This is a genomic window from Pantoea sp. Seng (assembly GCF_009829935.1).
GTDB classification, from domain to species: domain Bacteria; phylum Pseudomonadota; class Gammaproteobacteria; order Enterobacterales; family Enterobacteriaceae; genus Pantoea; species Pantoea communis.
The window spans coordinates 119,511-145,730 of the sequence record NZ_SZZV01000003.1; the positions used below are offsets into that span (position 1 = coordinate 119,511).

Annotated in this window: 24 protein-coding genes; 23 read left to right on the forward strand and 1 reads right to left on the reverse strand. The window is 57.4% G+C overall.

Going from position 1 to position 26,220, the window contains the following annotated elements; all coding sequences use genetic code 11:
* The first annotated feature begins 135 nt into the window (after nt 1-135).
* The 13 genes from FD737_RS03735 to FD737_RS03795 all read left to right on the forward strand — a co-directional run bounded on the left by FD737_RS03735 (nt 136) and on the right by FD737_RS03795 (nt 15,999).
* Nucleotides 136-1,740, forward strand: a complete 1,605-nt coding sequence (locus FD737_RS03735) for an ABC transporter substrate-binding protein (protein WP_160832752.1) — start codon at nt 136-138, stop codon at nt 1,738-1,740.
* Nucleotides 1,741-1,767: 27 nt separating this feature from the next.
* Entirely contained in the window at nt 1,768-2,721 is a 954-nt protein-coding gene (locus tag FD737_RS03740; RefSeq protein WP_034824611.1) for an ABC transporter permease, read from the forward strand.
* Nucleotides 2,721-3,572 (forward strand): ABC transporter permease, encoded by an 852-nt coding sequence (locus FD737_RS03745; protein WP_058962118.1) that lies wholly within the window; start codon nt 2,721-2,723, stop codon nt 3,570-3,572. Before FD737_RS03740 ends, FD737_RS03745 begins: the two co-directional genes overlap by 1 nt.
* Nucleotides 3,569-5,233 (forward strand): ABC transporter ATP-binding protein, encoded by a 1,665-nt coding sequence (locus FD737_RS03750; protein ID WP_160832753.1) that lies wholly within the window; start codon nt 3,569-3,571, stop codon nt 5,231-5,233. The genes FD737_RS03745 and FD737_RS03750 overlap by 4 nt, the downstream gene beginning before the upstream one ends.
* Nucleotides 5,234-5,333: 100 nt before the next feature.
* Nucleotides 5,334-6,179, forward strand: coding sequence for a GNAT family N-acetyltransferase (locus FD737_RS03755; protein WP_160832837.1), 846 nt, complete (start codon nt 5,334-5,336; stop codon nt 6,177-6,179).
* Nucleotides 6,179-7,105 carry a glyoxylate/hydroxypyruvate reductase A gene (locus FD737_RS03760; RefSeq protein ID WP_160832754.1) on the forward strand — a complete coding sequence of 309 codons (927 nt, stop codon included), beginning with the start codon at nt 6,179-6,181 and terminating at the stop codon, nt 7,103-7,105. Before FD737_RS03755 ends, FD737_RS03760 begins: the two co-directional genes overlap by 1 nt.
* A 7-nt stretch (nt 7,106-7,112) precedes the next feature.
* A complete protein-coding gene (locus FD737_RS03765; protein ID WP_202404464.1) occupies nt 7,113-8,246 on the forward strand; it encodes a M20 aminoacylase family protein in 1,134 nt (377 codons plus the stop codon).
* A gap of 115 nt (nt 8,247-8,361) precedes the next feature.
* Nucleotides 8,362-9,678 (forward strand): 4-aminobutyrate--2-oxoglutarate transaminase, encoded by a 1,317-nt coding sequence (gene gabT / locus FD737_RS03770; protein ID WP_160832756.1) that lies wholly within the window; start codon nt 8,362-8,364, stop codon nt 9,676-9,678.
* A gap of 142 nt (nt 9,679-9,820) precedes the next feature.
* Entirely contained in the window at nt 9,821-10,333 is a 513-nt protein-coding gene (locus tag FD737_RS03775) for an Lrp/AsnC family transcriptional regulator (RefSeq protein WP_034824599.1), read from the forward strand.
* Nucleotides 10,334-10,542: 209 nt separating this feature from the next.
* Nucleotides 10,543-10,989, forward strand: coding sequence for a GNAT family N-acetyltransferase (locus tag FD737_RS03780; RefSeq protein WP_160832757.1), 447 nt, complete (start codon nt 10,543-10,545; stop codon nt 10,987-10,989).
* Between the two features lie 18 nt (nt 10,990-11,007).
* Nucleotides 11,008-13,056 carry a hydantoinase/oxoprolinase family protein gene (locus FD737_RS03785; protein WP_160832758.1) on the forward strand — a complete coding sequence of 683 codons (2,049 nt, stop codon included), beginning with the start codon at nt 11,008-11,010 and terminating at the stop codon, nt 13,054-13,056.
* A gap of 1 nt (nt 13,057) precedes the next feature.
* Nucleotides 13,058-15,073, forward strand: coding sequence for a hydantoinase B/oxoprolinase family protein (locus tag FD737_RS03790; protein WP_160832759.1), 2,016 nt, complete (start codon nt 13,058-13,060; stop codon nt 15,071-15,073).
* Between the two features lie 83 nt (nt 15,074-15,156).
* Nucleotides 15,157-15,999 (forward strand): oxidoreductase, encoded by an 843-nt coding sequence (locus FD737_RS03795; protein WP_097116711.1) that lies wholly within the window; start codon nt 15,157-15,159, stop codon nt 15,997-15,999.
* Between the two features lie 108 nt (nt 16,000-16,107).
* On the opposite strand, the gene FD737_RS03800 is transcribed toward FD737_RS03795, so the two are convergent.
* Nucleotides 16,108-18,273, reverse strand: a complete 2,166-nt coding sequence (locus FD737_RS03800) for a bifunctional diguanylate cyclase/phosphodiesterase (RefSeq protein WP_160832760.1) — start codon at nt 18,271-18,273, stop codon at nt 16,108-16,110.
* 310 nt (nt 18,274-18,583) lie between these two features.
* Here FD737_RS03800 and phnF point away from each other — a divergent pair, with 310 nt between their 5' ends.
* The 10 genes from phnF to phnP are packed head-to-tail and all read left to right on the forward strand — an operon-like array spanning nt 18,584 to nt 26,145.
* Nucleotides 18,584-19,300 (forward strand): phosphonate metabolism transcriptional regulator PhnF, encoded by a 717-nt coding sequence (gene phnF, locus FD737_RS03805; RefSeq protein WP_097116713.1) that lies wholly within the window; start codon nt 18,584-18,586, stop codon nt 19,298-19,300.
* Complete coding sequence (phnG, locus tag FD737_RS03810) at nt 19,297-19,743, forward strand: phosphonate C-P lyase system protein PhnG (RefSeq protein ID WP_160832761.1); 447 nt, start codon at nt 19,297-19,299, stop codon at nt 19,741-19,743. Before phnF ends, phnG begins: the two co-directional genes overlap by 4 nt.
* Nucleotides 19,743-20,318 carry a phosphonate C-P lyase system protein PhnH gene (gene phnH, locus FD737_RS03815; protein ID WP_034824582.1) on the forward strand — a complete coding sequence of 192 codons (576 nt, stop codon included), beginning with the start codon at nt 19,743-19,745 and terminating at the stop codon, nt 20,316-20,318. Before phnG ends, phnH begins: the two co-directional genes overlap by 1 nt.
* Nucleotides 20,318-21,394: a carbon-phosphorus lyase complex subunit PhnI gene (locus tag FD737_RS03820; protein ID WP_097116715.1), complete on the forward strand. Its 1,077-nt coding sequence runs from the start codon at nt 20,318-20,320 to the stop codon at nt 21,392-21,394. The genes phnH and FD737_RS03820 overlap by 1 nt, the downstream gene beginning before the upstream one ends.
* Complete coding sequence (locus tag FD737_RS03825) at nt 21,387-22,235, forward strand: alpha-D-ribose 1-methylphosphonate 5-phosphate C-P-lyase PhnJ (RefSeq protein WP_058962106.1); 849 nt, start codon at nt 21,387-21,389, stop codon at nt 22,233-22,235. Before FD737_RS03820 ends, FD737_RS03825 begins: the two co-directional genes overlap by 8 nt.
* On the forward strand, nt 22,225-22,986 hold the full coding sequence (phnK, locus tag FD737_RS03830; protein WP_039332167.1) for a phosphonate C-P lyase system protein PhnK: 762 nt from the start codon (nt 22,225-22,227) through the stop codon (nt 22,984-22,986). Before FD737_RS03825 ends, phnK begins: the two co-directional genes overlap by 11 nt.
* An 18-nt stretch (nt 22,987-23,004) precedes the next feature.
* Nucleotides 23,005-23,709 carry a phosphonate C-P lyase system protein PhnL gene (gene phnL / locus FD737_RS03835; protein WP_034824574.1) on the forward strand — a complete coding sequence of 235 codons (705 nt, stop codon included), beginning with the start codon at nt 23,005-23,007 and terminating at the stop codon, nt 23,707-23,709.
* A complete protein-coding gene (phnM, locus tag FD737_RS03840; RefSeq protein WP_160832762.1) occupies nt 23,706-24,842 on the forward strand; it encodes an alpha-D-ribose 1-methylphosphonate 5-triphosphate diphosphatase in 1,137 nt (378 codons plus the stop codon). The genes phnL and phnM overlap by 4 nt, the downstream gene beginning before the upstream one ends.
* Entirely contained in the window at nt 24,842-25,378 is a 537-nt protein-coding gene (phnN, locus tag FD737_RS03845; RefSeq protein ID WP_160832763.1) for a ribose 1,5-bisphosphokinase, read from the forward strand. The genes phnM and phnN overlap by 1 nt, the downstream gene beginning before the upstream one ends.
* A complete protein-coding gene (gene phnP, locus FD737_RS03850; RefSeq protein WP_160832764.1) occupies nt 25,375-26,145 on the forward strand; it encodes a phosphonate metabolism protein PhnP in 771 nt (256 codons plus the stop codon). The genes phnN and phnP overlap by 4 nt, the downstream gene beginning before the upstream one ends.
* Nucleotides 26,146-26,220: the final 75 nt, after the last annotated feature.

Here is a 26,220-nt window from a genome sequence, read left to right on the forward strand (position 1 = left end):
TAAATGCACATCCTAAGGTGTCATTGATTTGGCATTCATGCGGACGCTATCCGGTTTGGTAGGGGCCACATTAATGGCGATCTGATTGACGCTCGATTATCAAAACAAACCACTTTTCATATTGAGGGTGTGCAGATGAGTAAATTCGAGAAAGAGTCTGACGCTGTAAATCCGGCCCTGACACGTATGCTGACTGAGGGATCCCTGTCACGTCGTGGCCTGATGAAGTTGTTGTCTGCGGGTGCAGTCATGAGCAGCGGGTTGATAGGTTTTCCGCAGATGAGCTTTGCGGCTGAAACACCGGTGAAAGGCGGCAAGATGCGCGCAGCCATGTCCAACGCCTCCGCTACTGACACACTCGATCCTGCCAAAGGCAATAACAGCGGTGACTATACCCGCCAGTTTATGGTCTACAGCGGCCTGACCGAACTCGACCAAAAGTTGGCGATTCAACCGGGGCTGGCGGAGTCCGTGGAGTCTTCGGATGGTGTCACCTGGCACATTAAATTGCGCAAAGGGGTCACGTTCCACGACGGTAAACCTCTCACCGCGAAAGACGTCATTTACTCACTAAGCCGCCACAAAGATCCCGCCGTGGCTTCCAATGCCTTCAAGCTGGCCGATCAGTTCAAAACCTTCACGGCGGTGAACGATAACGAAGTCACACTTGAGCTGAGCAGCGCCAACTTTGACGTGCCTTATATGCTCGCCAGTGCCCCATTCCTGATTGTGCAGGATGGCACCAAAGACTTCAGTAAGGGTATTGGCACGGGGCCGTTCAAATTGAAAGAGTTCACGCCGGGCGTACGCTCTGTTGGCGTGAAGAACCCAAACTACTACAAGCCCGGCCTGCCACATCTCGACGAAATCGAACTGCTGGGCGTCACCGATCAGGCGGCACGTGTCAATGCGCTAATGTCGGGTGACTTACATATCGTTTCGACCCTGAGCGCAGCCGACAGTAATCGTTTGAAATCCACGCAAGACTTCGCCGTGCTGGAGAGCAAGGCGGGGATGTACACCAACCTGATTATCCGCACCGACATGAAGCCGGGCAGCAGCGAGGATTTCGTGCTGGCGATGAAATATCTGCAGCCGCGTGACATCGTGCTGAAAACCGTGCTGCAAGGCTACGGTGATATCAGTAACGACACCCCCGTGCCGCCGTGGCATCCGCTGTTTAACGCCGATCTCAAACCGCGTCCGCTGGATGCCGAAAAGGCCAAATTCCATATCGAGAAAGCCGGTATGAAGGGCGCAACGGTAGAGATCATCACCACGCCAAACATCGAAGGTGCGGTGGAAGGGGGCCAGTTAATCCAGCAGGTGGCGCGTAACACCGGGCTGAACGTTAAGGTGCGTCGCGTGCCGTATGACGGCTACTGGTCAACACACTGGACCAAGGACCCGGTGGGTTATGGCTCGATCAACCCGCGCCCAACGCTGGATATGCTGTTCTCACAGTTCTATATGTCGAGCGCCGCCAACAACGAATCGGGCTGGAAGAACGATCAGTTTGACCAGCTGGTGGTCGCCGCACGCGGTGAGCGCGATCAGGGCAAGCGCAAGCAGATGTATGGCGATATGCAGAAGCTGATCTATGACCACTGCGGCACCATCATCCCCACCTTTATCAGTACCCTCGACGGGTACAGTAAAAAAGTGGGCGGTGTTGAAGCCTGGCCAAGCGGCATGATGATGGGTTACCGCTTCCATGAGTTCGCCTGGCTGAAAGCCTAATCCGTCATCCGTCAGAGGAGAACGCCGATGAACCGATACATGTTGTTTCTGATTGCCCGGCGCGCAGGTGCGGGCATCCTGACCTTGCTTATCGTCTCGGCGGTGGTGTTTTTTATCACCAGCCTGCTGCCTGGCGATGCCGCGCAGATGATCCTGGGGCAAAACGCCACGCCGGAAACGGTGGCGGCGTTACGCCAGCAGCTGGGTCTCGACCAGCCGTTATTGATGCGCTACTTCAGCTGGCTCGGTGGAATGTTGCAGGGTGATTTTGGTACCTCGTTTGCCAGTCATTTGCCAGTGACGCAACTGGTGGGGCAGCGTATTCCTGCCACGCTGGAACTGGCAGGCATCACTACGGTGATCTGCGTCCCTCTGGCGCTGGTGATCGGCATTCTGGCCGCTATGAATCGTGGTTCAGCGCTGGATCGTTTCCTGGTGATCGCCACCATGGCGACAGTGGCCGTACCGGAGTTTCTGGTGGCCACCGTGGCGGTGTTGATCTTCGCGGTCAAACTGCATTGGGTCTCGGCAATGTCGTTTGGCAGCCCCGATATGGATCTCGTTAGTTATTTGAAAGCCTATGCACTGCCGGTACTGACGTTGTGCTGCGTATTAGTGGCGCAGATGGCACGGATGACGCGTTCGGCGATCATTAATCAGCTCGACAGCCCGTATCTTGAGATGGCGTTGCTGAAAGGGGTCTCGCCGCTGCGTGCCGTGTTGCGTCATGCGCTGCCGAATGCGGTGGGACCGATTGCCAACGCCATTTCGCTCAGCCTGTCTTACTTGTTTGGTGGCGTGATCATTATTGAGTCGATCTTCAGCTACCCCGGTCTCGCCAGTGCGCTGGTGGATGCCGTGAGTAATCGCGATCTGCCAGTGGTGCAGCTGTGCGTGATGATGTTCGCCGCCTGTTATCTGGTGCTGCTGCTGATTGCTGACATCCTGACTATCGCCTTTAACCCAAAATGGAGGAGCTGATGAATAGCTTGCTGCTTCCTGTACGAATTTTTCAGTCGCTGTCGATCTCCGGTCGCATTGGCCTGGCAATCTCTCTGTTTTGGGTACTGATGGCGCTGTTCGGCAATCAACTGGCGCCGCATAGTGTAGAGGATATCGGTGGTGGCCCGATGCTAGGAGGGATGACCGCTGACAACCTGCTGGGCACCGATTATCTCGGTCGCGATATCCTCAGCCGCATCTTATACGGTGCGAAGTTCTCCATTGGTCTGGCGTTGACCGCTGCGCTGGGTGCCAGTCTAATCGGCACCTTGCTGGCGCTGCTGGCCGCCGTTGCAGGACGTTGGCTCGAAGAGTTGCTGGGCCGCATCAACGATGCCATGTTGGTACTGCCAGGCAAAGTGCTGTCGCTGATGATTGTGGCGGTATTCGGTTCGTCGCTGCCGATGCTGATTCTGACAGCCATCTTCACCTACTGGCCCGGTGCGTTCCGTATCGCGTTCGCTATGGCCAGCAGTTTGCGCAATATGGATTATGTCCGTGCTTCACGACTGCGTGGCGAAAGCCGCTGGTACGTGGCTATCCATGACATTCTGCCGAATATGGTGCATCCGATGCTCACCGATTTTGGCCTGCGTTTTGTCTATATCGTGCTGTTACTCAGCGGCTTGAGCTTCCTGGGCTTAGGCGTGCAACCACCTTATGCTGATTGGGGCACGCTGGTACGTGAAAATCTACAAGGCCTGTTTAACGGTTCGCCTGCGGTATTGATGCCGGCAGTGGCCATTGCCAGTTTAACCATCGGCGCCAACCTGTTTATTGACAGCCTGCAACAGATGCGTCCTCTGACGCTGGCGAAGGAGGGAGCATGAACGTGACACCCCATACAGCCATGCCCGTGATCTCCGTTGAAAACCTGCGTGTCACCGCCGAGACGGATAAGGGCGAAGAGATCGATCTGGTTTCTGATATCCGTTTTACCGTACAAAAAGGCGAAGTGTTGGCGCTGATCGGTGAGTCCGGTTCGGGTAAAACCACCATCGCCATGGCGCTGATGGGCTATGCGCGCCACGGCTGTCGCATCGCCGAGGGCAACATTCATCTGGCGGGCACCGACGTGCGTAGTCTGTCGCCCGGCCAGCTGCGCGAATTTCGCGGCAACAAAGTGGCCTACATCGCCCAAAGTGCAGCAGCCTCCTTCAACCCGGGGATGCGTATTCTCGACCAGGTTATCGAGCCAGTGGTGATCCATGGCACCATGAAACGCAAAGCCGCCAAAGAGAAGGCGATCACGCTGTTTCGCGAGCTGGCATTGCCGAATCCTGACACCATTGGCGACCGTTTCCCGCATCAGGTCTCTGGCGGACAGCTGCAACGTCTGATGACGGCCATGGCACTGATTGGCGACCCGGATGTGGTGATCCTTGACGAGCCGACCACGGCACTGGACGTCACCACTCAGGTTGAAGTACTGAAAGCGTTTCGCCGTGTGGTGGCACAGCGCGGTGTGACCGCGATTTACGTCAGTCACGATCTGGCGGTAGTGGCGCAGATGGCGGATCGAATTCTGGTGCTGCTGCGCGGAAAAATGGCGGAATATGGTTCCACAGAGCGGCTGATTGGTGCGCCGCAGGCTGAATATACCCAACTGCTGATGGATGCCGCTCGTCAGAAAGAGCGCGAGAGTAGCTGGACCTGTGCAGAGGCTGATGCACAGCCGCTGATGGAAGTGCGTGATCTCAGCGCCGGTTATGGCCCGCGTGACAGTGAGGGCAAACCGAAAACGCTGATTCTGGAAGATATCAATCTCAAGCTGTGGAAAGGGCAAGCGATTGGCATTATCGGCGAGTCGGGTTCGGGTAAAACCACGCTGGCGCATGCGATTGCCGGGCTCAATGCGCCCAGCCACGGCCATATTCTGTTTAACGGTCACTATATCAACGGTGACATGCACAAGCGTCCCGACAATGAACTGCGCCGTATTCAGTACGTGTTCCAGATGGCGGATACGGCGCTCAATCCCGCGCACAGCGTTGAGCGTATTCTTTCACGTCCGCTGACGCTGTTCCATGAACTGAAAGGGCTCGAACTGCAGCGCCGTCTGTATCAACTGCTGGATCTGGTGAAATTGCCGCGCACCGTGTTGTGGCGTCGCCCCTGGGCGCTGTCGGGCGGACAGAAGCAGCGCGTGAATCTGGCGCGTGCACTGGCGGCGGAGCCGGATCTGATTCTGTGTGATGAAGTCACCTCGGCACTGGATACCGTGGTCGCGGCGGCGGTGCTGGATCTGATCAGTGAGCTACGCCGTGAGTTAGGGCTGTCAGTGTTGTTTATCAGTCACGACATGCACGCGGTTCGCGCCGTATGCGACGACATCGTGGTGATGAAATCCGGTCGCATCGTGACGCAGATTTCCCGTGCTGATTATGATAAACCCACCAGTGAGCTTTATTTTGAACGCCTGAAGCGAGCCGTACCGGAACTGCGTCAAGGCTGGCTGGACGAGCACGAAGAAGTGCTGAAAGCGGAATAGAGATGGTGCAAGCCAGCGCAAATGCGTGCCCACCCTGTGGCAGTCGCGCAAAGAATTTGTCAGGTGGCCATTTATGGCGACCTCAAACCAGGAGCAGCAAATGATCACATTACGCGCCATGACGCAGGATGATATTGAACATGGCTATGCCATCACCCAACAGCTTAAGTGGCCGCATCGCCGTGAAGACTGGCAGCAGGCGCTGGCGCTGGGTGAGGGCGTGGTGGCGGAAGAGCAGGGGCAGTTTGTCGGCAGCGCCTTCGGTTGGCGCTGGGGTGACAGCGCGGCAACCATTGGTCTGGTGGTGGTGAATCCAGCATGTCAGGGGCGGGGAATTGGTAAGCAGTTGATGCTGGCGGTGATGGAGAAATTCCCGGATTGCGTGATTCGCCTGCATGCTACCGAAATGGGCCAGGGGCTATACGAGAAACTGGGTTTTGTGGTGAAAGGCACCATTCAGCAGCACCAGACGCGTGAGCTGGCAGCGGTGCTCGCCGTCAACATCCCGACGGGGTTAACGTTTCGCAATGCTCTGGCCGATGACGTTGAATTGCTCACTGAGTTGGATCATCAGGCGCACGGCATGTGGCGCCCGCAACTGATACAAACGCTGGTTGCCGATCACCAGACCGTGTTACTGCAAGATCCGCAGCAGCAGGTACAGGGTTTTGCCAGCCTGCGCCGTTTTGGGCATGGCTGGGCGATTGGCCCGGTGATTGCGCGCCATGTTGATGTCGCGCAGGCGCTGGTGGCCGCGCTGATGCAAGGGCTGGGTGGTGAGTTTGTCCGCATCGACACCGACAGCGCACTGCCACTGGCAAACTGGCTGGAGAGTTTAGGGCTGGTCAAGGTTGACGCGCCCACCACCATGTATCGGGGAACGCCTTGGTCACCGCAAGCCGGTGAGATGCAGGCGTTTGGGTTGATGACCCAGGCGATGGCGTGATGCATATCGTCTATAAATCGGAAGCCACGCGTGGAGCCCACTGGCAGCGCTGGCTGGCTGAACATGCACCGGATGTGCAGCTGCATATCTGGCCGGATGTGGGTGACGCAGAACAGGTTGAACTGCTGGTGGCCTGGCAACCGCCAGAAGATGTCATGGCGACCTTCCCTAATCTCAAAGCGCTACTGTCGGTGGGCGCGGGGGCCGATCAGTTCGATCTCAGCCAACTGCCGCCCGATTTGCCGGTGGTGCGCATGATCGAACCCGGCCTGACGCAAGGCATGGTGGAGTACGTCACTTTTGCCGTGCTAGGGTTGCATCGTGATATGCCGCGCTATTTCCAGCAACAGCGCGCTGCAACGTGGCAAACGCACCCGATTCGCACCGCCAATCAGCGGCGGGTGGGCGTCATGGGCTTAGGCGAACTCGGCCAGGCATCTTTGCAGCAGCTGGTGTCATTAGGGTTTGAGTGTGCTGGCTGGAGCCGGACACCGCGTGAACTCGAGGGCGTGCGCTGCTGGCATGGCACTGAGCAATTGGCTGAGTTTCTGGCACACAGCGACATTCTGGTGTGTTTGCTGCCGTTGACTGACAACACGCGCGGTTTACTCAACTCTGAGCTGTTTGCGCAGTTACCTGCTGGAGCCGCACTGGTACAGGTGGGGCGTGGCCCGCAGTTAAATCATGACGATCTGCTCACGTCGCTGGCCAGCGGACAATTGAGCGCAGCCGTGCTCGATGTGACCGATCCCGAACCTTTACCGCCAGAGCATCCTTTTTGGCAGCATCCGGCGATCTGGCTCACACCGCACATTGCCAGCCAGACGCAAACCGACAGCGCGGTGGCTGCGCTGCTCGATAATCTGCGCCGCTATCAACGTGGCGAACCCATGGTCGGCCTTATCGATCGTAACCGGGGATACTGATATGCAACTGGATCAATTAGTCGCTCTGCGACGGGATCTGCACGTCCATCCCGAACTGGGCTATCAGGAAACGCGCACCAGCGACATCGTGGCGCAGGTGCTGCAAGAGCACGGCATTGAGGTGCATCGCGGCCTGGGTAAAACCGGCGTGGTCGGTGTGCTGAAACGTGGAAATAGCCCGCGCATGATAGGTCTGCGCGCGGACATGGATGCGCTGCCGATGCAGGATAACGGCACCCAGCCGTGGAAAAGTGTGCATGACAATGTCTGTCACGCTTGCGGTCACGATGGTCACACGGTGATGCTGCTGGGCGCGGCTATCCAGTTGGCTCAGCAGGGTGATTTTAACGGCACGCTGGTGTTTATCTTCCAGCCAGCGGAAGAAGGTTTAGCCGGCGCGAAAGCGATGATCGATGACGGCCTGTTCCAGCAATTTCCTTGCGATGCGGTATTTGCCCTGCATAACTGGCCTGAACTGCCTCTGGGCGAAGTGCAGACCCGGCCGGGTGCCATCATGGCGGCGGCGGACCGTTTTGATATCACGGTAAAGGGCGGTGGCGGTCATGCGGCACAGCCACACCTGACGCGTGACACCTTGCTGGCCACCAGTGAATTGGTGGTGCAACTCAATACGCTGGTGGCGCGCGCACTTGACCCGTGCGAGCCGGGTTTGCTGACGGTGACGCGCATGCAGGGCGGTTTCTCACACAACATGATTCCGGCGGAAGCCAGTATCACCGGCACGGTACGTACGTTCAGCCCGGCGGCGCAGGACATCATTGAAAGCCGTCTGCGTGAAATGGCGCAACATGTCACGGCGGCGCACGGTCTGCAGGCAGAGGTGAGCTATCTGCGTTATTACCCGGCCACGGTCAATCATGCGGGTGCTACACAACTGGCGCTGGATGCCCTGCGTGAGGCGGACATGCCTGCTGAACAAGCCAGACAGCCTGCTCTCACCTCGGAAGATTTTGCCTTTATGTTGCAGGCCAGAGTGGGGGCTTATCTGTGGATCGGATCGGCACCCAGCCAGCCGTTGCACCATTCCTCTTACGACTTCAACGATGCGCTGATCCCGCACGGTATTCAGACTTTGACGGCCATCGCCCGCCACGCGCTGCGTGCAGAATTTCCCTGCTGATTGGCAGAAGATTTTGAAACGAAATGCCGCTGCTTTGCTGATTACGGCAGCGTGAGAAACCAACGGGTTGCGATACTTGAGCCAACCGAACGTTACGTGGATGAGGATTTTGAAAATGCAGAATGTCATGGCGGAGCAGCAAACGTATAGCGATAACAGCCTGTTACTGGATACACGTGAACAGAACGTGCCGCGTGGTGTGGTCACCGCGCATCCGTTGGTGATTGAGCGGGCAAAAGGCAGTGAAGTGTGGGATGTCGAGGGCAATCGCTATCTCGATTTTGTCGGCGGGATTGGGGTGCTTAATGTGGGCCATAACCATCCGGCGGTAGTGAATGCGGTGACAAAACAGCTTGGGCTGGTGTCACACGCCTGTTTCCAGGTCGTTGCCTACCCGGGCTATATCGAACTGGCGCAGCGCCTGAATGCGCTGGTCGGCAAAGGTGAAGATTTCAAAAGCGTGTTCTTCACCAGCGGGGCGGAAGCGGTAGAAAATGCGGTGAAAATTGCCCGTGCGCACACCAACCGCAGCGGCATTATCGCGTTTGATGGTGCCTTCCATGGGCGTACGTTGCTAGGCTGTACCCTGACGGGGATGAGCCAGCCGTATAAACAGAACTTCGGCCCGTTCGCCTCAGAGGTGTATCGCCTGCCTTATCCTAATGCCTTCCATGGCGTCAGCGATGATGACTGCCTGCAAGCGCTGGAACAGTTGTTCGCCGTGCAGATCCTGCCGGAGCGTGTGGCAGCAATCATCATCGAGCCTGTTCAGGGCGACGGTGGCTTCCTGCCAGCGGGTGCGAACTTTATGCAAGCGCTGCGTCGCATTACCGAAAAACACGGAATCGTGCTGATTCTCGATGAAGTGCAGACCGGATTTGGTCGCACCGGTACGCTGTTTGCCTTCGAGCAACTGGGCATTACACCGGATCTGGTGACCGTGGCGAAGAGTCTGGGGGGCGGTCTGCCGATTTCCGGCGTAGTCGGCAAAGCAGCCATCATGGATGCGCCATTGCCGGGCGGTCTTGGCGGCACCTATGGCGGTAACGCGCTGGGCTGTGCGGCGGCGCTGGCGGTGCTGGACCTGCTGGAAAACGACAATCTGCTGGCGCGCAGCAATCAGCTGGGTGAACAGCTGAATGCACGTCTGCAACAGCTGGCGGAGAAATATGCCTGCATTGGTGAAGTACGTGGCGTGGGCTTTATGCAGGCGGTGGAGATCATCGACTTCGAAACCAAACGTCCTGACGCTGCGATGACGCAGAAAATCCTCGACTGCGCCTGTCAGGAAGGCCTGCTGTTGATCAAGTGTGGCCTGCATCGCAACGTGGTGCGCTTCCTCGCGCCACTGGTGACCACAGATTCTCAGCTGGAAGAAGCGTTACATATCTTTGATATTGCGCTGGCCCGCGCCAGTGGTCGCCTGGGATAAATCCGGCTTCCTCATTGATATCTCTGGAATTATTGACTCGACCAATGAATGACGTGGCGTGCGGAAGTCGCTAGCGCCGTCACGTCAAAGCGTGATATACCATCGTATCAGCCTGCGCGATTGGTCAACAATGAGGGGTGCTATGAACGGCTTAATGAAACTCGACCGCATCGACATCAACATCCTGGTGCAACTACAAAAAGATGGCCGTATCAGCAACGTCAATCTCGCCGACGCCGTAGGACTTTCGCCCAGCCCTTGTTTGCAACGGGTGAAGCGCCTGGAGCAGGCTGGATTTATTACCGGCTATGAAGCCCATATCAATCTGACCAAAATTACCGATTCCGTTACGGTGTTCACCGAGGTCACGCTCTCGGGCCATCGACGCGAAGATTTTATGAAATTCGAAAATTCGGTTCGCGACGTGGATGAGCTGATGGAGTGCCATCTGATTACCGGCGGCTACGACTATTTGCTGCGCTTTATTACCCGCAGCATCGAGCACTACCAGGAAGTGATTGAGAAGATGCTGGACGCACAAATCGGCATCGATAAGTACTTCAGCTATATCGTGATTAAATCCCCGATTATGAAAAGCACCGTGCCATTGCGATCGCTGATTGCTAAGCATAATTCTGTGGATTTTAGTGTGTAATTGACCCCATCCTGACCTTCTCCCAGACAGGGAGAAGGTATTGTTTCCACTCCGCTATTCGCCCCTGAACCTCCGAACGCATCTGCCGCAGCATAAAATTTCTTCTCTGCCGTAAATTCCCTTTATCTTAACTGTTCCGGTCGTGGCTTCACGCGCGTCCTGTGCCTGCATATCCGTACACTCAATTTATCGCTTTACAAGGAGTTGCCATGACCGCTTTAACCCTTGCCGATCATCAATGGCAGCGCGACGAGTTCACCATCTCTACCGATCGCCAGCGCCTTGATATGCATTACATCCACCAGCAATTGACTGAGAAGTCTTACTGGGCCAACGCGCAGCCACGCGCCAAAACCGAGCGCGCTTTTGCCGGTTCGTTGCCATTTGGTGTTTACCATCAGCAACAGCAGATTGGCTTCGCGCGACTGGTGACGGATTACACCCGCATTGGCTGGCTGTGCGATGTGATGATCGATGAAAACTGGCGGGGCCATGGACTGGGCAGCTGGCTGGCGACCTGTGTGCGTGCGCACCCGGAGCTGGCCACGGTGCACCGCTGGATGCTCTCTACTAATGATGCCCATCAGCTGTATCAGCGCCTTGGCTGGCGTGTGGTGCAGGATCCGCAAAAACTGATGGAATTTCCTCTCTCCTGATAACGGAGCTTGCTCACCATGGGTTACCGCGTTGGCGTTGATATTGGCGGATCCTTTACGGATTTTGCCGTGCTGAATGAACAGACTCATCAGATTCATACCTTAAAAGTCCTGTCGCGACCGGATCAGCCCGGCAGCGAAATCCTCACCGGGCTGTCGCAGTTGCAGCAGCGTGACGGGATTGAACCCCAGCATATTGATTATTTTACCCACGGCACCACCGTGGGCATCAACGCGGTCATCCAGCGACGTGGCGTGCGGCTGGCGCTATTTGCCACCGAAGGATTTTGTGATGTGCTGGAGCTGGCGCGTCTCAAAATTCCTCATATTCACGATCTCTTTTCGCGACGTCCGGCACCGTTGATTACCCGCGATCGGGTGTTTGCCATCAAAGAGCGAACGGACCGCCACGGCACCGTGTTGCAGCCAGTGGATCGGCAAAGTGTGCTGGATGCCATTGATCAGGCGCGTGCGGCGGGTTGTCAGGGCATTGTGGTGTCGCTGTTACACAGTTATCGCAATCGCCACAACGAAGCAGCAGTCAAAGCCATTATCGACGAGGTGGCGCCTGAACTGCTCACCTCTTGCTCCGCCGACATCTGGCCGATCATTCGCGAATATGAACGGACTATCACCGCCACCATTAATGCCTATGTGCAGCCGATGGTGATTCACTACCTGGAATCGTTTGAACAGGCGTTGCACACCATGGGCGTTAAGCCGCCGCCGCGTATCACCAAATCCAATGGTGGGGTGATGGGCGTGGAGCAGGCGAAAAGTGAATGTGTGCAGATGGTGTTGTCCGGCACGGCTTCAGGCGTGATCGGTGCCAGCTTCCTTGCCAGCGCTTGTGGTTTCAACAAGATCCTGAGCCTTGATATTGGCGGCACCAGCGCGGACGTGGCGGTGATCGTCGATGGGCAAGTGGCGCAGGGCAACGGTGAAATCATCGGTGATTTCCCGATTTATATTCCGTCAGTGGCAGTCACCTCGGTGGGGCAGGGTGGCGGCTCGCTGGCGTGGATCGATAACCAGGGCGTGCTGCAGATGGGCCCGGATAGCGCCGGATCGCTGCCCGGGCCGGTGTGTTTCCAGCGTGGAGGGACGCAACCGACGGCGACCGATGCTTTTGCCGCCTGTGGCATGATCGGTCATGGCGATCTCGGTTACAACGCGGTGAAAGTCGATGTTGCTGCTGCACGTGCTGCCTGGCAACCGCTGGCAGATCAACTGGGTATCACGGTGGAAGAGACGGCGGAAACCGCCATCGAGCTGGCGATCTCCAGTATGTACGTTGATACCAGCGGATTGCTGTCGCGTTTTGGGTTGGATCCGCGTGAATTTTGGTTCCTCGCCTTTGGCGGCGCGGGCCCGATGATGGGGTGTTTCCTCGCCCGCGAACTCAATATGAAAGGGGTGATCGTGCCGCCTACACCGGGCGTGCTGTCAGCGCTAGGAGGGTTGGTGGCGGATATCCGCAATGATTTTATCCGCACGCTTTATAGCGATCTGGACGCGACGCTGGCGGATGCACTGGCAACGGAAGCGGAAGGCCTGAGCCAACGCGCACGCGGCTGGCTGTGCGAGCAACATGGCACTGATATGCCATTCACCTTGCACTACAGCGCTGATATGCGCTATCGCGGTCAGTCGTTTGAGATCGAAGTCGCGCTACAGCCAGAGTGGCTGGCGCAGGCCAACGTGGCGGCCTTGCACGAGGCCTTTGACCGCCAGCATCAGCTGCTATTTGGTCACAGTGATGCCAATGCACCCGTGCAGATTATCAACCTGCGTTTAGTGATCGCCTCGCCCACACCGAAGCCGACGCTCAACAACTTACCCGACGCGACCGAGCCCGTTGCCGTTGCGAAACGTGTCAGTGCCTGGATTGATGGCGCATCGCATCAGGTGGATGTGGTGGTGCGTGCCAGTCTGCGGGCCGCGCATCATCTCAACGGACCGGTGATCATCGCACAAGATGACTGTACCACCTGTGTTCCACCGCAGATGCAGGTGGATGTCGATACCTTTGGCAACTTGCTGATTACGCCTGTGGAGGCAAACTAATATGGCCATTAACGGACGTAACCTGCAAATTCTCGCGAACTATTGTGCCGCTGCGGCCGATGCGATGGCATTTACGCTGATGCGCACCGCGCACTCCACTTTCGTTAAAGAGACCGAAGATTTTTCCTGTCAGATTGTCAGCCGTGACGGCATGGCGTTCGCTTCGCCACGCAGCTTTGGCGCGCCCTGGTACAGCGGCATCGATTACGGCCCGGTGCTGGCGTTAATCGATCATTACGAAGAGGGCGATATCTGCATCACCAATGATTCGTATGCGGGCAATGTGGCCACCCACTCGCCGGATATCCACATCTGGAAGCCGGTGTTCCATAACGGTGAAATTGTCTGTTTTGTGGTGGGTCATATTCACAACACCGACGTGGGCGGTGCGGTGCCGGCTTCGCTGTCGCGCTCGCTGACCGATATCGTGCAGGAGGGCATTCGCATTCCGCCACTCAAGATTGTGCGCAACGGTGAGTTGAATGAAGAAGTCGCCAGCATTATGCGCCTCAACGTGCGTGTACCAGAGCAAAACTGGGGGGATTTCAAAGCGCAGATTGCTTCGGTAAACGTGGGCGAGCGTAAGATCCATGACATCATCGCGCGTTTCGGTATTGAGGATTTCCTGCAGGGCATTGAAGGCATTCTGGACTACGCCGAAGCGCAGGCGCGCAGCATTATCGCCACCATTCCGGATGGTGAATACTTCTATGCTGACTTTGCCGACGAAGATGGTGAAGGCGGCTATCCGTGCCGCGTGGCGATCACGCTGCGCATTAGCGGCGACACGCTGGAACTGGATTACACCGGCAGCGATCCGCAGCTGGCCTCCTCGCTGAATATGCCCACCGGTGGCCGTGAACGGCATCCGCTGGCGCTGGTGGGCGTCACTTATGTGCTCTCAACGCTGGATCGCCATCTGCTGCTTAATGCGGGCACCTTACGCCCGACGCGCGCCATCCTGCCGCCGGGCACCGTAATGAACTGTGAAGCGCCCGCCGCGGTAGGCATGCGTTCGCTGACCTGTGCGCTGTCGCAGATTGCCACCATCGGCGTGTTCTCCCAGGCATTGCCCGATCGCTTACCGGCAAACTCACCCGGCGGCAACTCAATCATGAATATCCGTACCAGCGATAGTCAGAACCGCAGCGTCGTGGCCTCGCTAGGGCCTGTCGGCGGTGGCGCGGGCGGGACGCCACGTCATGATGGCCCGGATGGTTCTGGCGGGTTATCGGCGTTTCTGAAAAACACGCCCATTGAGATCAACGAGGCAGAAGTGCCGATCCATTTCCATCGCTATGGGCTGGCGGCGGACAGTGCCGGTGCCGGGCGCTATCGCGGCGGTCTGGCCACGGAGATGGCGTTTGAAATTACCGCGCCCAACACCACGGTAACGGCGCGCAATCGCAACCGGTCAGTGTTCGCTTCGGCTGGCGTGCTGGGCGGTGAGTCAGGGGCATTGTCGCACTTCCGCACGCTGCGCAACGGCAAGGTCATTGAACACGGCAACACCGATGTCATTCGTTGCCAGCCAGGCGATATCGTTGAGGTACGCGGTCCGGGCGCGGGAGGGTATGGCCTGCCGGTGGGGCGCGAGCCGGCGGCGGTGCTGCAGGATGTGCGCTGCGGATTTGTTTCAGTGCAAGTGGCACGTAATAGCTATGGCGTGGCGATCATCAATGATGAGGTGGATGAGGTCACCACTGCGCGTTTACGCGCTGAGATGCAGCGCGAAGCCCGGCAGCATTTTGATCACGGCCCGACACGCACGGCATTTGAACAGCAGTGGACACCGGCGCGCTATGCGTTGCTCACCGCGTTTCTGGCAGAAGCGCCGGTCAGCTGGCGCCACTTCCTGAAGCAACAGGTGTTTGACGCCGTGGCGGCGGAGGCACAACCCGTTGCACTTAAGCCAGCCATAGCAGATACACAACCGGCAGCACTTGACGCGCAGATGCAGGCTATCTTTCAAAATCTGCAACAGCGCTATCCGGCGATGATGAACCGGTCGCACTAAGCGCTAATATTCAGCTTCAGGCTTTGCCATAGTCTTTTGTTGCCCGATGACGGTTCATCGGGCGCACTTAAGAGGATGTCACTATGGCTTCAGCAAACACCCCCGTTTGGTTTATTTCTGGCTGTTCAACCGGCTTTGGCCGGGAGCTGGCGCAGCAGACCATTGCGCGCGGCTTTCACACCGTGGTGACCGCGCGTGACCCGGAGAAAGTGCAGGATTTGGTGGCGGGGCATGACAATGCACTTGCGGTGGCACTGGATGTGACCGATCAGAGCAGTATCGATCGCGCGGTTCACGCGGCGCTGGAGAAATTCGGTGCCATTGATGTGCTGGTCAACAATGCGGGTTACGGCTATCAGAGTTCAGTCGAAGAGGGTGATGATCGCGAGATCCGTGATCAATTCGATGCCAACGTCTTTGGCCTGTTTGCCTTAACGCGTGCGGTATTACCGGCGATGCGCAAACAGCGTCGTGGACACGTCATCAATATCACCTCAGTGGCCGGATTCATTGGTTTTGCCAGCTCAGGCTACTACTCGGCCAGCAAACACGCCGTGGAGGGCTGGTCTGATTCACTGGCGGTTGAAGCGGCACCTTTGGGCATTCATGTTACCTGTGTTGAACCGGGGCCATTCCGCACCGACTGGGCGGGGCGTTCGCTGCATCAGACGCCGAGCACCTTACCGGAGTATGCCGACACGGCGGCAGCGCGCATGAAAGCCACGTCTGAATACAGCGGCACCCAGGCCGGCGATCCGGCACGCGCGGCCACGGCGATGATTGCCATCACCGAACATGACAATCCTCCGCGCCATTTGGTGATGGGCGCATGGGGTTATGAGGCGGTGACCAATAAGTTGAAAGAGCGCCTGGCGCAGATCGAAGACTGGAAACAGACGTCGATTGATACAGATTTTCCGTCATAACCCTGGTGCAGGGTAGATCGCGCCGCCACCGCTAACCGGATTAAACGCGAGCGGCGCGGTTTTGACGTCAATGCCCGTAGGGCGGAACACTCTCCTCCCGCTGGGCATTTATATCATCTTTTCAATCTCTTCAAACGGTACGGCCTGGCTGAACAGATATCCCTGCAGCTGATTACATCCCGCATCGGCCAGTGCCATTTTCTGGCCTTCGGTTTCGACCCCTTCAGCGGTCAGCGTTAAGCCCATAGCGTGACCCAGACGCACCACGGATTCAACGATTGCCGCAGAATTTTGCGCCACGCCCAGTGATTGGGTGAAGGAGCGATCAATCTTAATTTTGTCGACCGGGAACGTGCTGAGATAGTTGAGGCTGGAATAACCGGTGCCAAAATCATCCAGCGCAATCCGGAAACCGGCCTCACGCAGCGCGATGATGTTATTACGCGCTTCGTGCTCATCCTCAATCAATACGCCTTCGGTGATCTCCAGTTCCAGATGATGCGGATTGGCGCCTTCTTCACGCACAATTTCAACGATGCGCTCCACAAAGCCACTGGCGCGGAACTGCACGGGAGAAACGTTGACCGCCACAATCACCTGCGGCAATTTCAGTGAGGTTTTACAGGCTTCACGTAATACCCATTCGCCCAGCGGAATGATCATCCCGGTCTCTTCGGCGATGGCGATAAAGTCACCCGGCGAGACATCACCACGTACCGGATGCTGCCAGCGCAGCAGGGCTTCTAATCCCACCACACGCTGTCCGCTGATCTCCATCAGGGGTTGATACCACACGCGCAGGCCATCGAAATTGACCAGCGCCTGACGTAAATCCGTCGCCATCTGCTGGCGGGTGCGCAGCGATTCATCCATCACTTTTTCGAACTGGCGATACTGGCCGCGACCACTGTTTTTCGCCTCATAGAGCGCGATGTCCGCTTTACGCATCAGCTTCATGCGGTCAATGCCATCTTTAGGGGCCAGCGCCAGCCCGATGCTAACCCCAACCCAGACTTCGCTGCCTTGCAGCTCATAGGCTTCACTCAGCTCACTGATAATGCGTTTTGCCAATGCCTGCACCTGACCGATGTTATCGACGTCCGGCATCATCACAATAAATTCATCCCCACCGATGCGTCCTACGGTATCGCTGGCACGCAAGATGTGCGTGAGGCGGCGCGCCACCTCAATGATCAACTCATCGCCCGCATGATGACCATAGGTATCATTGATGTTTTTAAAGCGATCGAGATCAAGCAACAGCAGCGCCACACGCTGATCGTGCCGGGCGGATGCCGCCAGCGCCTGGGTCAGCCGATCTTCCACCAGCGCCCGATTCGGCAACCCGGTCAGCACATCGTGAAAAGCCAGATGCTGCGCTTGCGCTTCACTGGCACCGAGCTTAAGCAAAGATTGCGACAGATTGAGAGAGGAGGTCCAGATGCGTCTGACCATAAACAGACAGAGCAGGGTAATCAGCAGCACGGATAACAGTGTTGAAGGGCCGAGCATGCGCAACAACTGCGCACCGGGTTTATCCGGTAGCCAGCTCAGGTAACCCACGGCATCGCCTTGCTGTGAATTCAGTTGGTAGAGTGCATCTGTTCCGGGCTGCGGCGCGCCATCGCTAAAATGCAGCTGCTGCAGCTGGCTGCGATCCGCCAGATTACGTAAATAGCCATCATCGAGGAATTTGATACTCACTAATCGATAGCGGCCTGCTTCACGGGTGCTGCTGATATCGCCAACGGCCAGGGCCGCGGCACGTTGCCCAATGCGCACGAAATCGGCACGATCGCTGGGACCCGCCACCTCATCGCTGCTCACCACGAGCGGACTGGCCAGCATGTCTTTAAGGTATTGCCCTACGCTGTCACTGGATACGCGTTTACCCTCACGCCAGACCGCCAGTGGCTGATTGTTACGATCCATCAGCAGAATCAACTGGTGGTCAAACATGTCATAAAGCCAGCCGCCGATATTTTGATCTAACCAGTTCTGATCCGGCACGCCCAACGCCAATTGGTCAGCGAGAGGCGACCAGCGAGTCAAACTGCGCAGCTGACGCAAATGTTCATTCAAACTTTGGCTAAAGGAGGCCTCAATCATGCGTTGCTGTTGATCGCGAGCCTGTTCATTGCTCAGCGAGGTGCCCCAGAACAAGCCAACACCTGCTCCGGCAAAGGTTAAAACTAAAATCGCCACCAAAGGCAAAATCACTTCCCGAACGAAATTGCGTCTGAATCCATCTGACAGTTTGATTGTATTAATCATTTTAAGGTTCGCGTGACAAGGAGGGCTCATCAATAACGTTAGCAGACTTTACGCAAGCTTCACCCAGTAAGGAAAGCGATAAAGCGGTGAAAATAAGCGATAATTTTTTGAACACTGTAACAAAGGCAACAGTTAAAAATTTTTTATCAAAACCGCAGCCGTTTCACTTCGATCCTGCTGCCCTATAGCAAATTCATCCTCACGTCATTGAGTCGTCACGGCGCTGTCATCTGGCTCGCGCACTGTAGTCGCCATCTCGCAGCACTTGTCGCTGCGTTCCTCAACCATAGCGAATGAGGTATTGAACGTGATGGAGATATCCAGACATCCGACCACTGTTTACCAGGCGGTCGCCGCCCAACTGGAGCAGGCACTGCAAGAGCGTTATCGCTGCGGTGACTATCTGCCTTCCGAACAGCAGTTAGCCGACCACTATGAAGTCAACCGCCATACGTTGCGCCGCGCGGTGGATGAACTGGTGAACAAAGGGCTGCTGCAACGCCGTCACGGCGTCGGCATCCTGGTGTTGATGCGTCCCTATGATTACCCCTTGCATGCGCAGGCGCGCTTTAGCCAAAACCTGCTGGAGCAGGGCAGCCATCCGACCAGCGAACGTTTGCTGGCAGTGCTGCGACCGGCCAGCAGCGACGTGGCCAGTGCACTGGCCATTAATGAAGGCGACAACGTGATTCATCTGCGCACGCTGCGCCGCGTCAATGGCGTACCGGTGTGTGTCATCAATCACTTCCTGCCGGAACTGAGCTGGTGGCCGGCGATACAGCAGTTCCAGAACGGCTCGCTGCATGACTTTATGCAGCAGCACCTTGGCCTCGATTTAACGCGTTCGCAAACCCGAATCAGCACCCGCCGCGCCCAGGCTAAAGAGTGTAAACAGCTGGAGATTGCCCTGCAGTCACCGCTGCTGTGCGTGCGCACCCTGAATAAACACCGTGACGGTCAGGTAGCGGAATACTCCGTCAGCCTGACGCGTGGCGACATGATTGAACTGACTCTGGAGCATGAATGAAACAGCAAACCGCTCGCCAGCATTGGCTATCGGTACTCGCGCACAGCGAAGCCAGCCAGCTAAATGCCCACTGGCAGTCGCTGCACCTCAATGCACAATTTAAAGCGATTCGTCCCGCCGAAACCGGTTTAACCCGTTTGCAGGCGCGCATGGGCGGTAGCGGCAAACGCTTCGTAATGGGCGATGCCACCGTCACGCGTGCCGTAGTGAAACTGCACGATGGCACCCTTGGCTTCAGCTATGTGCTGGGCCGCGATAAAGCCCATGCCGAACGCTGCGCCGTGATTGATGCGCTGCTGCAACAGCCGGAAACCCATGCGCTGTTGCAGGAAAAATTAATTGCCCCGCTGGCGGCCTTGCGTGAAGAGCAGCGTCAGCTGCGTGCACGTGAAATCGCCAGCTCTAAAGTGGACTTCTTTACGCTGGTACGCGGAGATAACTAATGACATTACTCGCCAGTTTTAACCATCCGGTTGCCGATTCACAGCGTGCTTTTCGTCGCATCCTGAAAGCCATGAGCGAGCCAGGCGTGATGGTCTCACTGCCGCTGGAACAGGGCTGGGGCGATTTGTCTCCTGCCGCGACGGCGGTACTGCTGACGCTGGTGGATCAGGAGAGTGCGCTGTGGCTGGATAGCCGTGTAGACAGCGAAATCGTGCGTAACAACCTGCGTTTCCACACCGGTGTGCCGATTGTGGAAGAGCGCCATGCACCGTTTGCCTTAACCCATGCAGCGTCAAATCCGGATCCTGCGCAGTTCGCGCCGGGCGACAATATGTCACCGGAAAAAAGTACCACGCTGATCATTGAAGTGCCCTCCCTGAATGGGGGTTTAACCCTGCGCCTGTCCGGCCCTGGCCTGCGTGAATCACGCGCCATCGCGCCACAGTTGCCGGAAGCGATTCTGACTTATCTGCGTGAGCGTCCGCATCCGTTCCCATTGGGCGTGGATCTGATTTTCACCTGCGGTGAAGCGATGATGGCCTTGCCACGCACCACTGACGTGGAGGTGTGCTGATGTACGTTGCGGTGAAAGGGGGCGAGAAGGCGATAGCCAGCGCCCATGAGCTTCAGGCCGATCTGCGCCGTGGCGACCGCGACGTGGCGGAACTGGGTTGCGATCAGGTCGCGCAACAGTTGGGATTAGCGGTGGATCGCGTGATGACCGAAGGCGGCATTTACGATCCCCAGCTCGCGGCCTTAGCGATTAAACAAGCCAGCGGCGATTTGGTGGAAGCCATCTTCCTGCTGCGCGCCTATCGCACCACCTTGCCACGTCTGGCCGACAGCATGGCGCTGGAAACCGATGAGATGCGCATCGAACGTCGTATTTCGGCGGTCTACAAGGATTTGCCGGGCGGCCAGGTGCTCGGCCCCACTTACGATTACAGCCATCGTCTGCTCGATTTCACGTTGCTGGCCAACGGTGAAACCCCGGCGGCACCACGTGACGATCAGGCACTGCCTGAACGCTGTCCGCACGTGTTCAGCATGATGACCAAAGAGGGTCTGGCGGCGCGTGAAGAGGATGATGGCAGCGAGCCGTGCGATATCACCCGCGAGCCGCCCGGTTATCCGGCGACGCGCGCGGCACGCCTGCAACAGCTGGTACGCGGCGATGAAGGTTTTCTGCTGGCGCTTGGATATTCCACCCAGCGTGGCTACGGGCGTAACCATCCGTTTGCCGGTGAGATTCGCACCGGCTATCTCAGCGTATCAATCTGCCCGGAAGAGCTGGGCTTCGAGATTGATATCGGCGAAATCCTGCTGACCGAGTGTGAAATGGTTAACGGCTTCACCACGCAAACTGAAGGTGCGCCGCACTTCACCCGTGGTTACGGCCTGGTGTTTGGGCGCTCAGAGCGTAAAGCGATGGCAATGGCGCTGGTGGATCGTGCCCTGCAGGCCCCCGATTACGATGAACGTATTGCCGGTCCGGCGCAGGATGAAGAGTTTGTGCTGTCGCATGCCGACAACGTGGAAGCGGCGGGCTTTGTTTCGCATCTGAAACTGCCGCATTACGTCGATTTCCAGGCGGAGCTGGAGTTGCTGAAACGGCTGCGTGAACAGGTTCAGGAGCAAAACGATGAGTGAGTTAACCGGCTATAACAACGGCTATCTGGATGAGCAGACCAAGCGCACCATTCGTCGCGCGATCCTCAAAGCGGTAGCGATTCCGGGTTATCAGGTGCCGTTTGCCGGACGAGAAATGCCGATGCCTTACGGCTGGGGCACTGGCGGGATCCAGATCACCGCCAGCATCATTGGTGACAGCGACGTGCTGAAGGTGATTGACCAGGGCGCGGATGACACCACCAACGCCGTATCCATCCGTCGTTTCTTCCAGCGCGTCAGCGGCGCAGCGACCACTGAAGCCACCAAAGATGCCACGCTGATCCAGACGCGTCACCGCATTCCGGAGACGCCACTGCAGGAAGATCAGGTGCTGATTTTCCAGGTGCCGATTCCTGAGCCGCTGCGCTTTATCGAACCACGCGAAACGGAAACTCGCACCATGCACGCACTGGAAGAGTACGGCATCATGCAGGTCAAACTGTATGAAGATATCGCCCGCTACGGCCATATCGCCACCACCTACGCCTATCCGGTCAAGGTCAACGATCGCTACGTGATGGATCCATCGCCGATTCCGAAATTCGACAACCCGAAGATGCACATGATGCCCGCACTGCAGCTGTTTGGTGCTGGCCGTGAAAAACGCATCTACGCGCTGCCGCCGTACACCAAAGTGGAAAGCCTCGACTTCGACGACCACCCATTCACCGTACAAAGCTGGGATGAACCCTGTGCCCTGTGCGGTTCACGCCACAGCTACCTTGATGAGGTGGTCATGGATGATGCCGGTACGCGCATGTTTGTCTGCTCCGATACCGATTTTTGCCACCAGCAGCAGGAACAACAACATGCACAGTGAACAGCCGCTGCTTGCGGTCAACAATCTGACGCACCTCTATGCGCCAGGCAAAGGTTTTGAAGACGTTAGCTTTGAACTCTATCCAGGGGAAGTCTTGGGCATTGTGGGCGAGTCTGGTTCCGGCAAAACCACGCTGCTGCGCAGCCTGTCGGCGCGTTTAGCGCCACAGCAGGGCAACATTCTCTATCGCGCTCAGGATCTCTATCAGCTAAGTGAAAGCGATCGCCGCCGCTTACTGCGCACCGAGTGGGGCGTGGTGCATCAGCATCCATTGGATGGATTGCGTCCGCAGGTCACGGCAGGCGGCAATATCGGTGAGCGCTTGATGGCCGTCGGCCAGCGCCATTATGGCGATATCCGTAAAGAGGCGATGCGCTGGTTGCAGGACGTCGAAATCCCCGCTAACCGCATCGACGATTTGCCGACCACCTTCTCCGGCGGTATGCAGCAGCGTTTGCAGATTGCCCGCAACCTGGTGACCCAGCCCACGCTGGTGTTTATGGATGAGCCGACCGGCGGACTGGATGTATCCGTGCAGGCGCGACTGCTGGATCTGCTGCGTACCTTGGTACGTGAACTCAATCTGGCGGTGGTGATTGTCACGCACGATCTCGGCGTGGCGCGCTTGCTGGCGCACCGTCTGTTGGTGATGAAGCAGGGCAGAGTGGTGGAGAGCGGTCTGACCGATCGGGTGCTGGACGATCCGCACCATCCCTACACCCAACTGCTGGTTTCATCGGTGCTGGCTTAACTTCATCAGGACATCAACATGCAACCTTTATTGCGCGTAGAGAAACTCAGCAAAACCTTTGTGCTGCACAACCAGAGCAGCGCCGAGCTGCCGGTGCTGCAGGATGCCAATCTTGAAGTGTGCGCCGGTGAGTGCGTGGTGCTGCACGGTCGCTCCGGCAGCGGAAAATCCACCTTACTGCGCGCGCTGTACGGCAACTATCAGGCCAACAGCGGTCATATCTGGCTGCAACATCAGGGTGAGTGGATCGATATGGCACAGGCTCCCGCGCGCCAGATACTGGCGATTCGCCGCGAAACCGTTGGCTGGGTCAGCCAGTTCCTGCGGGTGATCCCTCGCGTCCCGACGCTGGAGATCGTAATGCAACCGCTGTTAGAGCGCGGCGTGGAGCGTGCTTTCTGCGAGAAACGTGCCAAAGAGCTGCTGACACGGCTGAATGTGCCGGAGCGTTTATGGTCACTCGCGCCATCCACTTTCTCCGGTGGTGAACAGCAGCGCGTCAACATCGCGCGTGGTTTTATCGCCGACTATCCAGTGCTGCTGCTGGATGAACCTACCGCTTCCCTCGACAGTGCCAACAGCGCCGCGGTGGTGGAATTGATTGAACAGGCGCGCACCCGTGGTGCCGCCATTGTGGGTATTTTCCATGACGAAGCGGTGCGCGCACGCGTGGCCGATCGCCTGCACGTCATGCAGCCGGTTAAAACAGGAGCAGAAGCATGATCGTCAATAACGTCCGTTTGGTGCTGGAACATGAAGTTGTCACCGGTTCGCTGGAAATCCGTGAGGGTCGCATTGCCAGTTTCAGTGACAGTACCAGCCAATTAGCGGGCGCACTGGATGGCGAAAACGCCTTCCTGCTGCCAGGTCTGGTCGAGTTGCACACCGATAACCTCGATAAGTTCTTCACGCCGCGTCCGAAAGTGGACTGGCCGGCGCACTCAGCAATGAGTAGCCACGATGCGCTGATGGTCGCCAGCGGTATTACCACGGTGCTGGATGCCATTGGTGTCGGCGATGTGCGCGACGGCGGTCATCGCATTGAGAACCTGAGCAAGATGATCAACGCGATTCAGGACAGTAACCGCAAAGGCATTAACCGTGTCGATCACCATCTGCACCTGCGCTGTGAGTTGCCCCATAACACCACACTGCCGCTGTTCGAAAAGCTGATGAGTACGCCGGAGCTGTCATTGGTGTCGCTGATGGACCATTCGCCAGGTCAGCGTCAGTACGCTTCACTGGAGATGTATCGCCTCTATTATCAGGGCAAATATTCGCTTAATGATGAGCAGATGGATCAGTTCGAGCGTGAGCAACTGGCGCTGGCCGCTGAGTTCTCCACCCCGAACCGCAACGCCATTTCCGGCCTGTGCCGTTCGCGCGGCATTCCGATTGCCAGCCACGATGACGACACAGCGGCACACGTTGCCGAATCACACGATGTGGGCAGCACCATTGCTGAATTCCCCACCACGCTGGAGGCCGCACGCGCCTCGCGCGAATGCGGTATGCAGGTGTTGATGGGCGCGCCGAATATCGTACGCGGCGGCTCGCATTCCGGCAACGTGGCAGCCTGGGAGCTGGCCAGCCATGGCCTGCTGGATATTTTGTCATCCGACTACTACCCGGCGAGCCTGCTGGACGCGGTGTTCCGCTTAGTGGCGGATGAGCGCAACAGCCTGACGTTGCCACAAGCCGCCGCGCTGGTGACACGTAATCCGGCTCGCGCTATTGGTTTGCACGATCGCGGGGTGATTGGCGAAGGCATGCGTGCCGACCTGGTGCTGGCGCATACCGAACATGGGCATCCTCACATTCGCCACGTCTGGTCGCAGGGCCGGCTGGTGTTCTGATGGCGCGCCTGATCTGGCTAACCGGGCCTTCGGGCTCGGGTAAAGACAGTCTGTTGAATGCGCTACGCGAAGCGCCGCCGGATAACCTGGTCATCGCCCATCGCTACATTACGCGTCCGGCCGATGCCGGGGGCGAAAACCATGTGGCGCTGAGCGAGGCCGAGTTTCGGCGGCGTCAGACACTGGGATTGTTTGCCATTAGCTGGCAGGCACACGGCCTGTATTACGGTCTGGGAGAAGAGATCGATCACTGGCTGGCGCGGGGTTTAAATGTGCTGGTCAATGGTTCACGTCTGCATTTGCCGATTGTTGAGCAGCATTACGGGGCACAACTGTTGCCGCTGGTGCTGCAAGTCTCTCCGGCGGTGCTGGAAATGCGTTTACGGCAGCGCGGACGTGAAAGTGAAGCCGAAATCGGTAAACGGCTGGCGCGTGCGGCAGAACCGCTGCCTGCGCACTGCCATCCGCTCAATAACGATGGCGCACTTAGCGATACGCTCGACCGGCTGCGCCAGTTGCTGGAGCATCCGCCATGAAACTCACTTTTCTCGGTACTGGAGGCGTGCAATCTGCGCCGCTGTTTGGCTGTGATTGCCACGCCTGTGAACGCGCCCGCCTTGAACCACGACGCGCTCGTGCTGCCACCAGTGCGCTGATTGACACCGGCAGCGAACGTATTTTGCTGGATGCCGGACGTCACGATCTGCATCAGCGCTTTCGTCCCGGCGAGTTGAGCCGCATTTTACTGACCCATTTTCATATGGATCATGTAGCGGGACTCTTTAGCCTGCGTTGGGGATTGGGTGAACCGATTCCGGTGTGGGCGCCACCGGATGAGAAGGGCTGTAATGACCTGTTTAAGCATCCGGGCCTGCTGGATTTCCGCTCCGCGCTCACGCCTTTTGTGCCTCACAGTTTCGGGACGTTGCAGGTCACGCCGCTGCCGTTACAGCACTCAAAACTCACTTATGGCTACCTGTTCGACTGGCACGGTACGCGTCTTGCCTGGCTGTGTGATACCTGCGGACTACCCCCGGACACTGCAGATTTTCTTGATGGTCAACCGCTGGATCAGCTGGTGATTGACTGCAATGACCCGCCGCGAGAAAGCGTGCGCAATCATAATGATGTGACGCGCGCATTGCAGATTATTGAACAGCTGGCGCCGCGCCAGGCCTGGCTTATCCACCTGAGCCATGAGATGGACAGTTGGTTACTCAACAATCGCTTACCGGACAATGTGCTGGCGGCTACTGACGGTCAGACCATCACGGTCGGTTCCTCACACGCTGTCACTGTTTAATCATTTTACTGTCATCAAGACTTCATCGGATTTGCCCGTAATAACGGGCAATCAAGACCTCAGCGAGATGGAGTG

Excerpts from the sequence above, each read along its gene's own strand:
- phnF (WP_097116713.1), top strand. The coding sequence starts at position 18,584 with ATGGAGATATCCAGACATCCGACCACTGTTTACCAGGCGGTCGCCGCC.
- FD737_RS03740 (WP_034824611.1), top strand. The coding sequence starts at position 1,768 with ATGAACCGATACATGTTGTTTCTGATTGCCCGGCGCGCAGGTGCGGGC.
- FD737_RS03755 (WP_160832837.1), top strand. The coding sequence starts at position 5,334 with ATGATCACATTACGCGCCATGACGCAGGATGATATTGAACATGGCTAT.
- phnG (WP_160832761.1), top strand. The coding sequence starts at position 19,297 with ATGAAACAGCAAACCGCTCGCCAGCATTGGCTATCGGTACTCGCGCAC.
- phnN (WP_160832763.1), top strand. The coding sequence starts at position 24,842 with ATGGCGCGCCTGATCTGGCTAACCGGGCCTTCGGGCTCGGGTAAAGAC.
- FD737_RS03750 (WP_160832753.1), top strand. The coding sequence starts at position 3,569 with ATGAACGTGACACCCCATACAGCCATGCCCGTGATCTCCGTTGAAAAC.
- phnL (WP_034824574.1), top strand. The coding sequence starts at position 23,005 with ATGCAACCTTTATTGCGCGTAGAGAAACTCAGCAAAACCTTTGTGCTG.
- phnK (WP_039332167.1), top strand. The coding sequence starts at position 22,225 with ATGCACAGTGAACAGCCGCTGCTTGCGGTCAACAATCTGACGCACCTC.
- phnM (WP_160832762.1), top strand. The coding sequence starts at position 23,706 with ATGATCGTCAATAACGTCCGTTTGGTGCTGGAACATGAAGTTGTCACC.
- FD737_RS03820 (WP_097116715.1), top strand. The coding sequence starts at position 20,318 with ATGTACGTTGCGGTGAAAGGGGGCGAGAAGGCGATAGCCAGCGCCCAT.
- phnP (WP_160832764.1), top strand. The coding sequence starts at position 25,375 with ATGAAACTCACTTTTCTCGGTACTGGAGGCGTGCAATCTGCGCCGCTG.
- gabT (WP_160832756.1), top strand. The coding sequence starts at position 8,362 with ATGCAGAATGTCATGGCGGAGCAGCAAACGTATAGCGATAACAGCCTG.
- FD737_RS03795 (WP_097116711.1), top strand. The coding sequence starts at position 15,157 with ATGGCTTCAGCAAACACCCCCGTTTGGTTTATTTCTGGCTGTTCAACC.
- phnH (WP_034824582.1), top strand. The coding sequence starts at position 19,743 with ATGACATTACTCGCCAGTTTTAACCATCCGGTTGCCGATTCACAGCGT.
- FD737_RS03780 (WP_160832757.1), top strand. The coding sequence starts at position 10,543 with ATGACCGCTTTAACCCTTGCCGATCATCAATGGCAGCGCGACGAGTTC.
- FD737_RS03790 (WP_160832759.1), top strand. The coding sequence starts at position 13,058 with ATGGCCATTAACGGACGTAACCTGCAAATTCTCGCGAACTATTGTGCC.
- FD737_RS03775 (WP_034824599.1), top strand. The coding sequence starts at position 9,821 with ATGAACGGCTTAATGAAACTCGACCGCATCGACATCAACATCCTGGTG.
- FD737_RS03800 (WP_160832760.1), bottom strand. The coding sequence starts at position 18,273 with ATGATTAATACAATCAAACTGTCAGATGGATTCAGACGCAATTTCGTT.
- FD737_RS03745 (WP_058962118.1), top strand. The coding sequence starts at position 2,721 with ATGAATAGCTTGCTGCTTCCTGTACGAATTTTTCAGTCGCTGTCGATC.
- FD737_RS03760 (WP_160832754.1), top strand. The coding sequence starts at position 6,179 with ATGCATATCGTCTATAAATCGGAAGCCACGCGTGGAGCCCACTGGCAG.
- FD737_RS03825 (WP_058962106.1), top strand. The coding sequence starts at position 21,387 with ATGAGTGAGTTAACCGGCTATAACAACGGCTATCTGGATGAGCAGACC.
- FD737_RS03735 (WP_160832752.1), top strand. The coding sequence starts at position 136 with ATGAGTAAATTCGAGAAAGAGTCTGACGCTGTAAATCCGGCCCTGACA.
- FD737_RS03785 (WP_160832758.1), top strand. The coding sequence starts at position 11,008 with ATGGGTTACCGCGTTGGCGTTGATATTGGCGGATCCTTTACGGATTTT.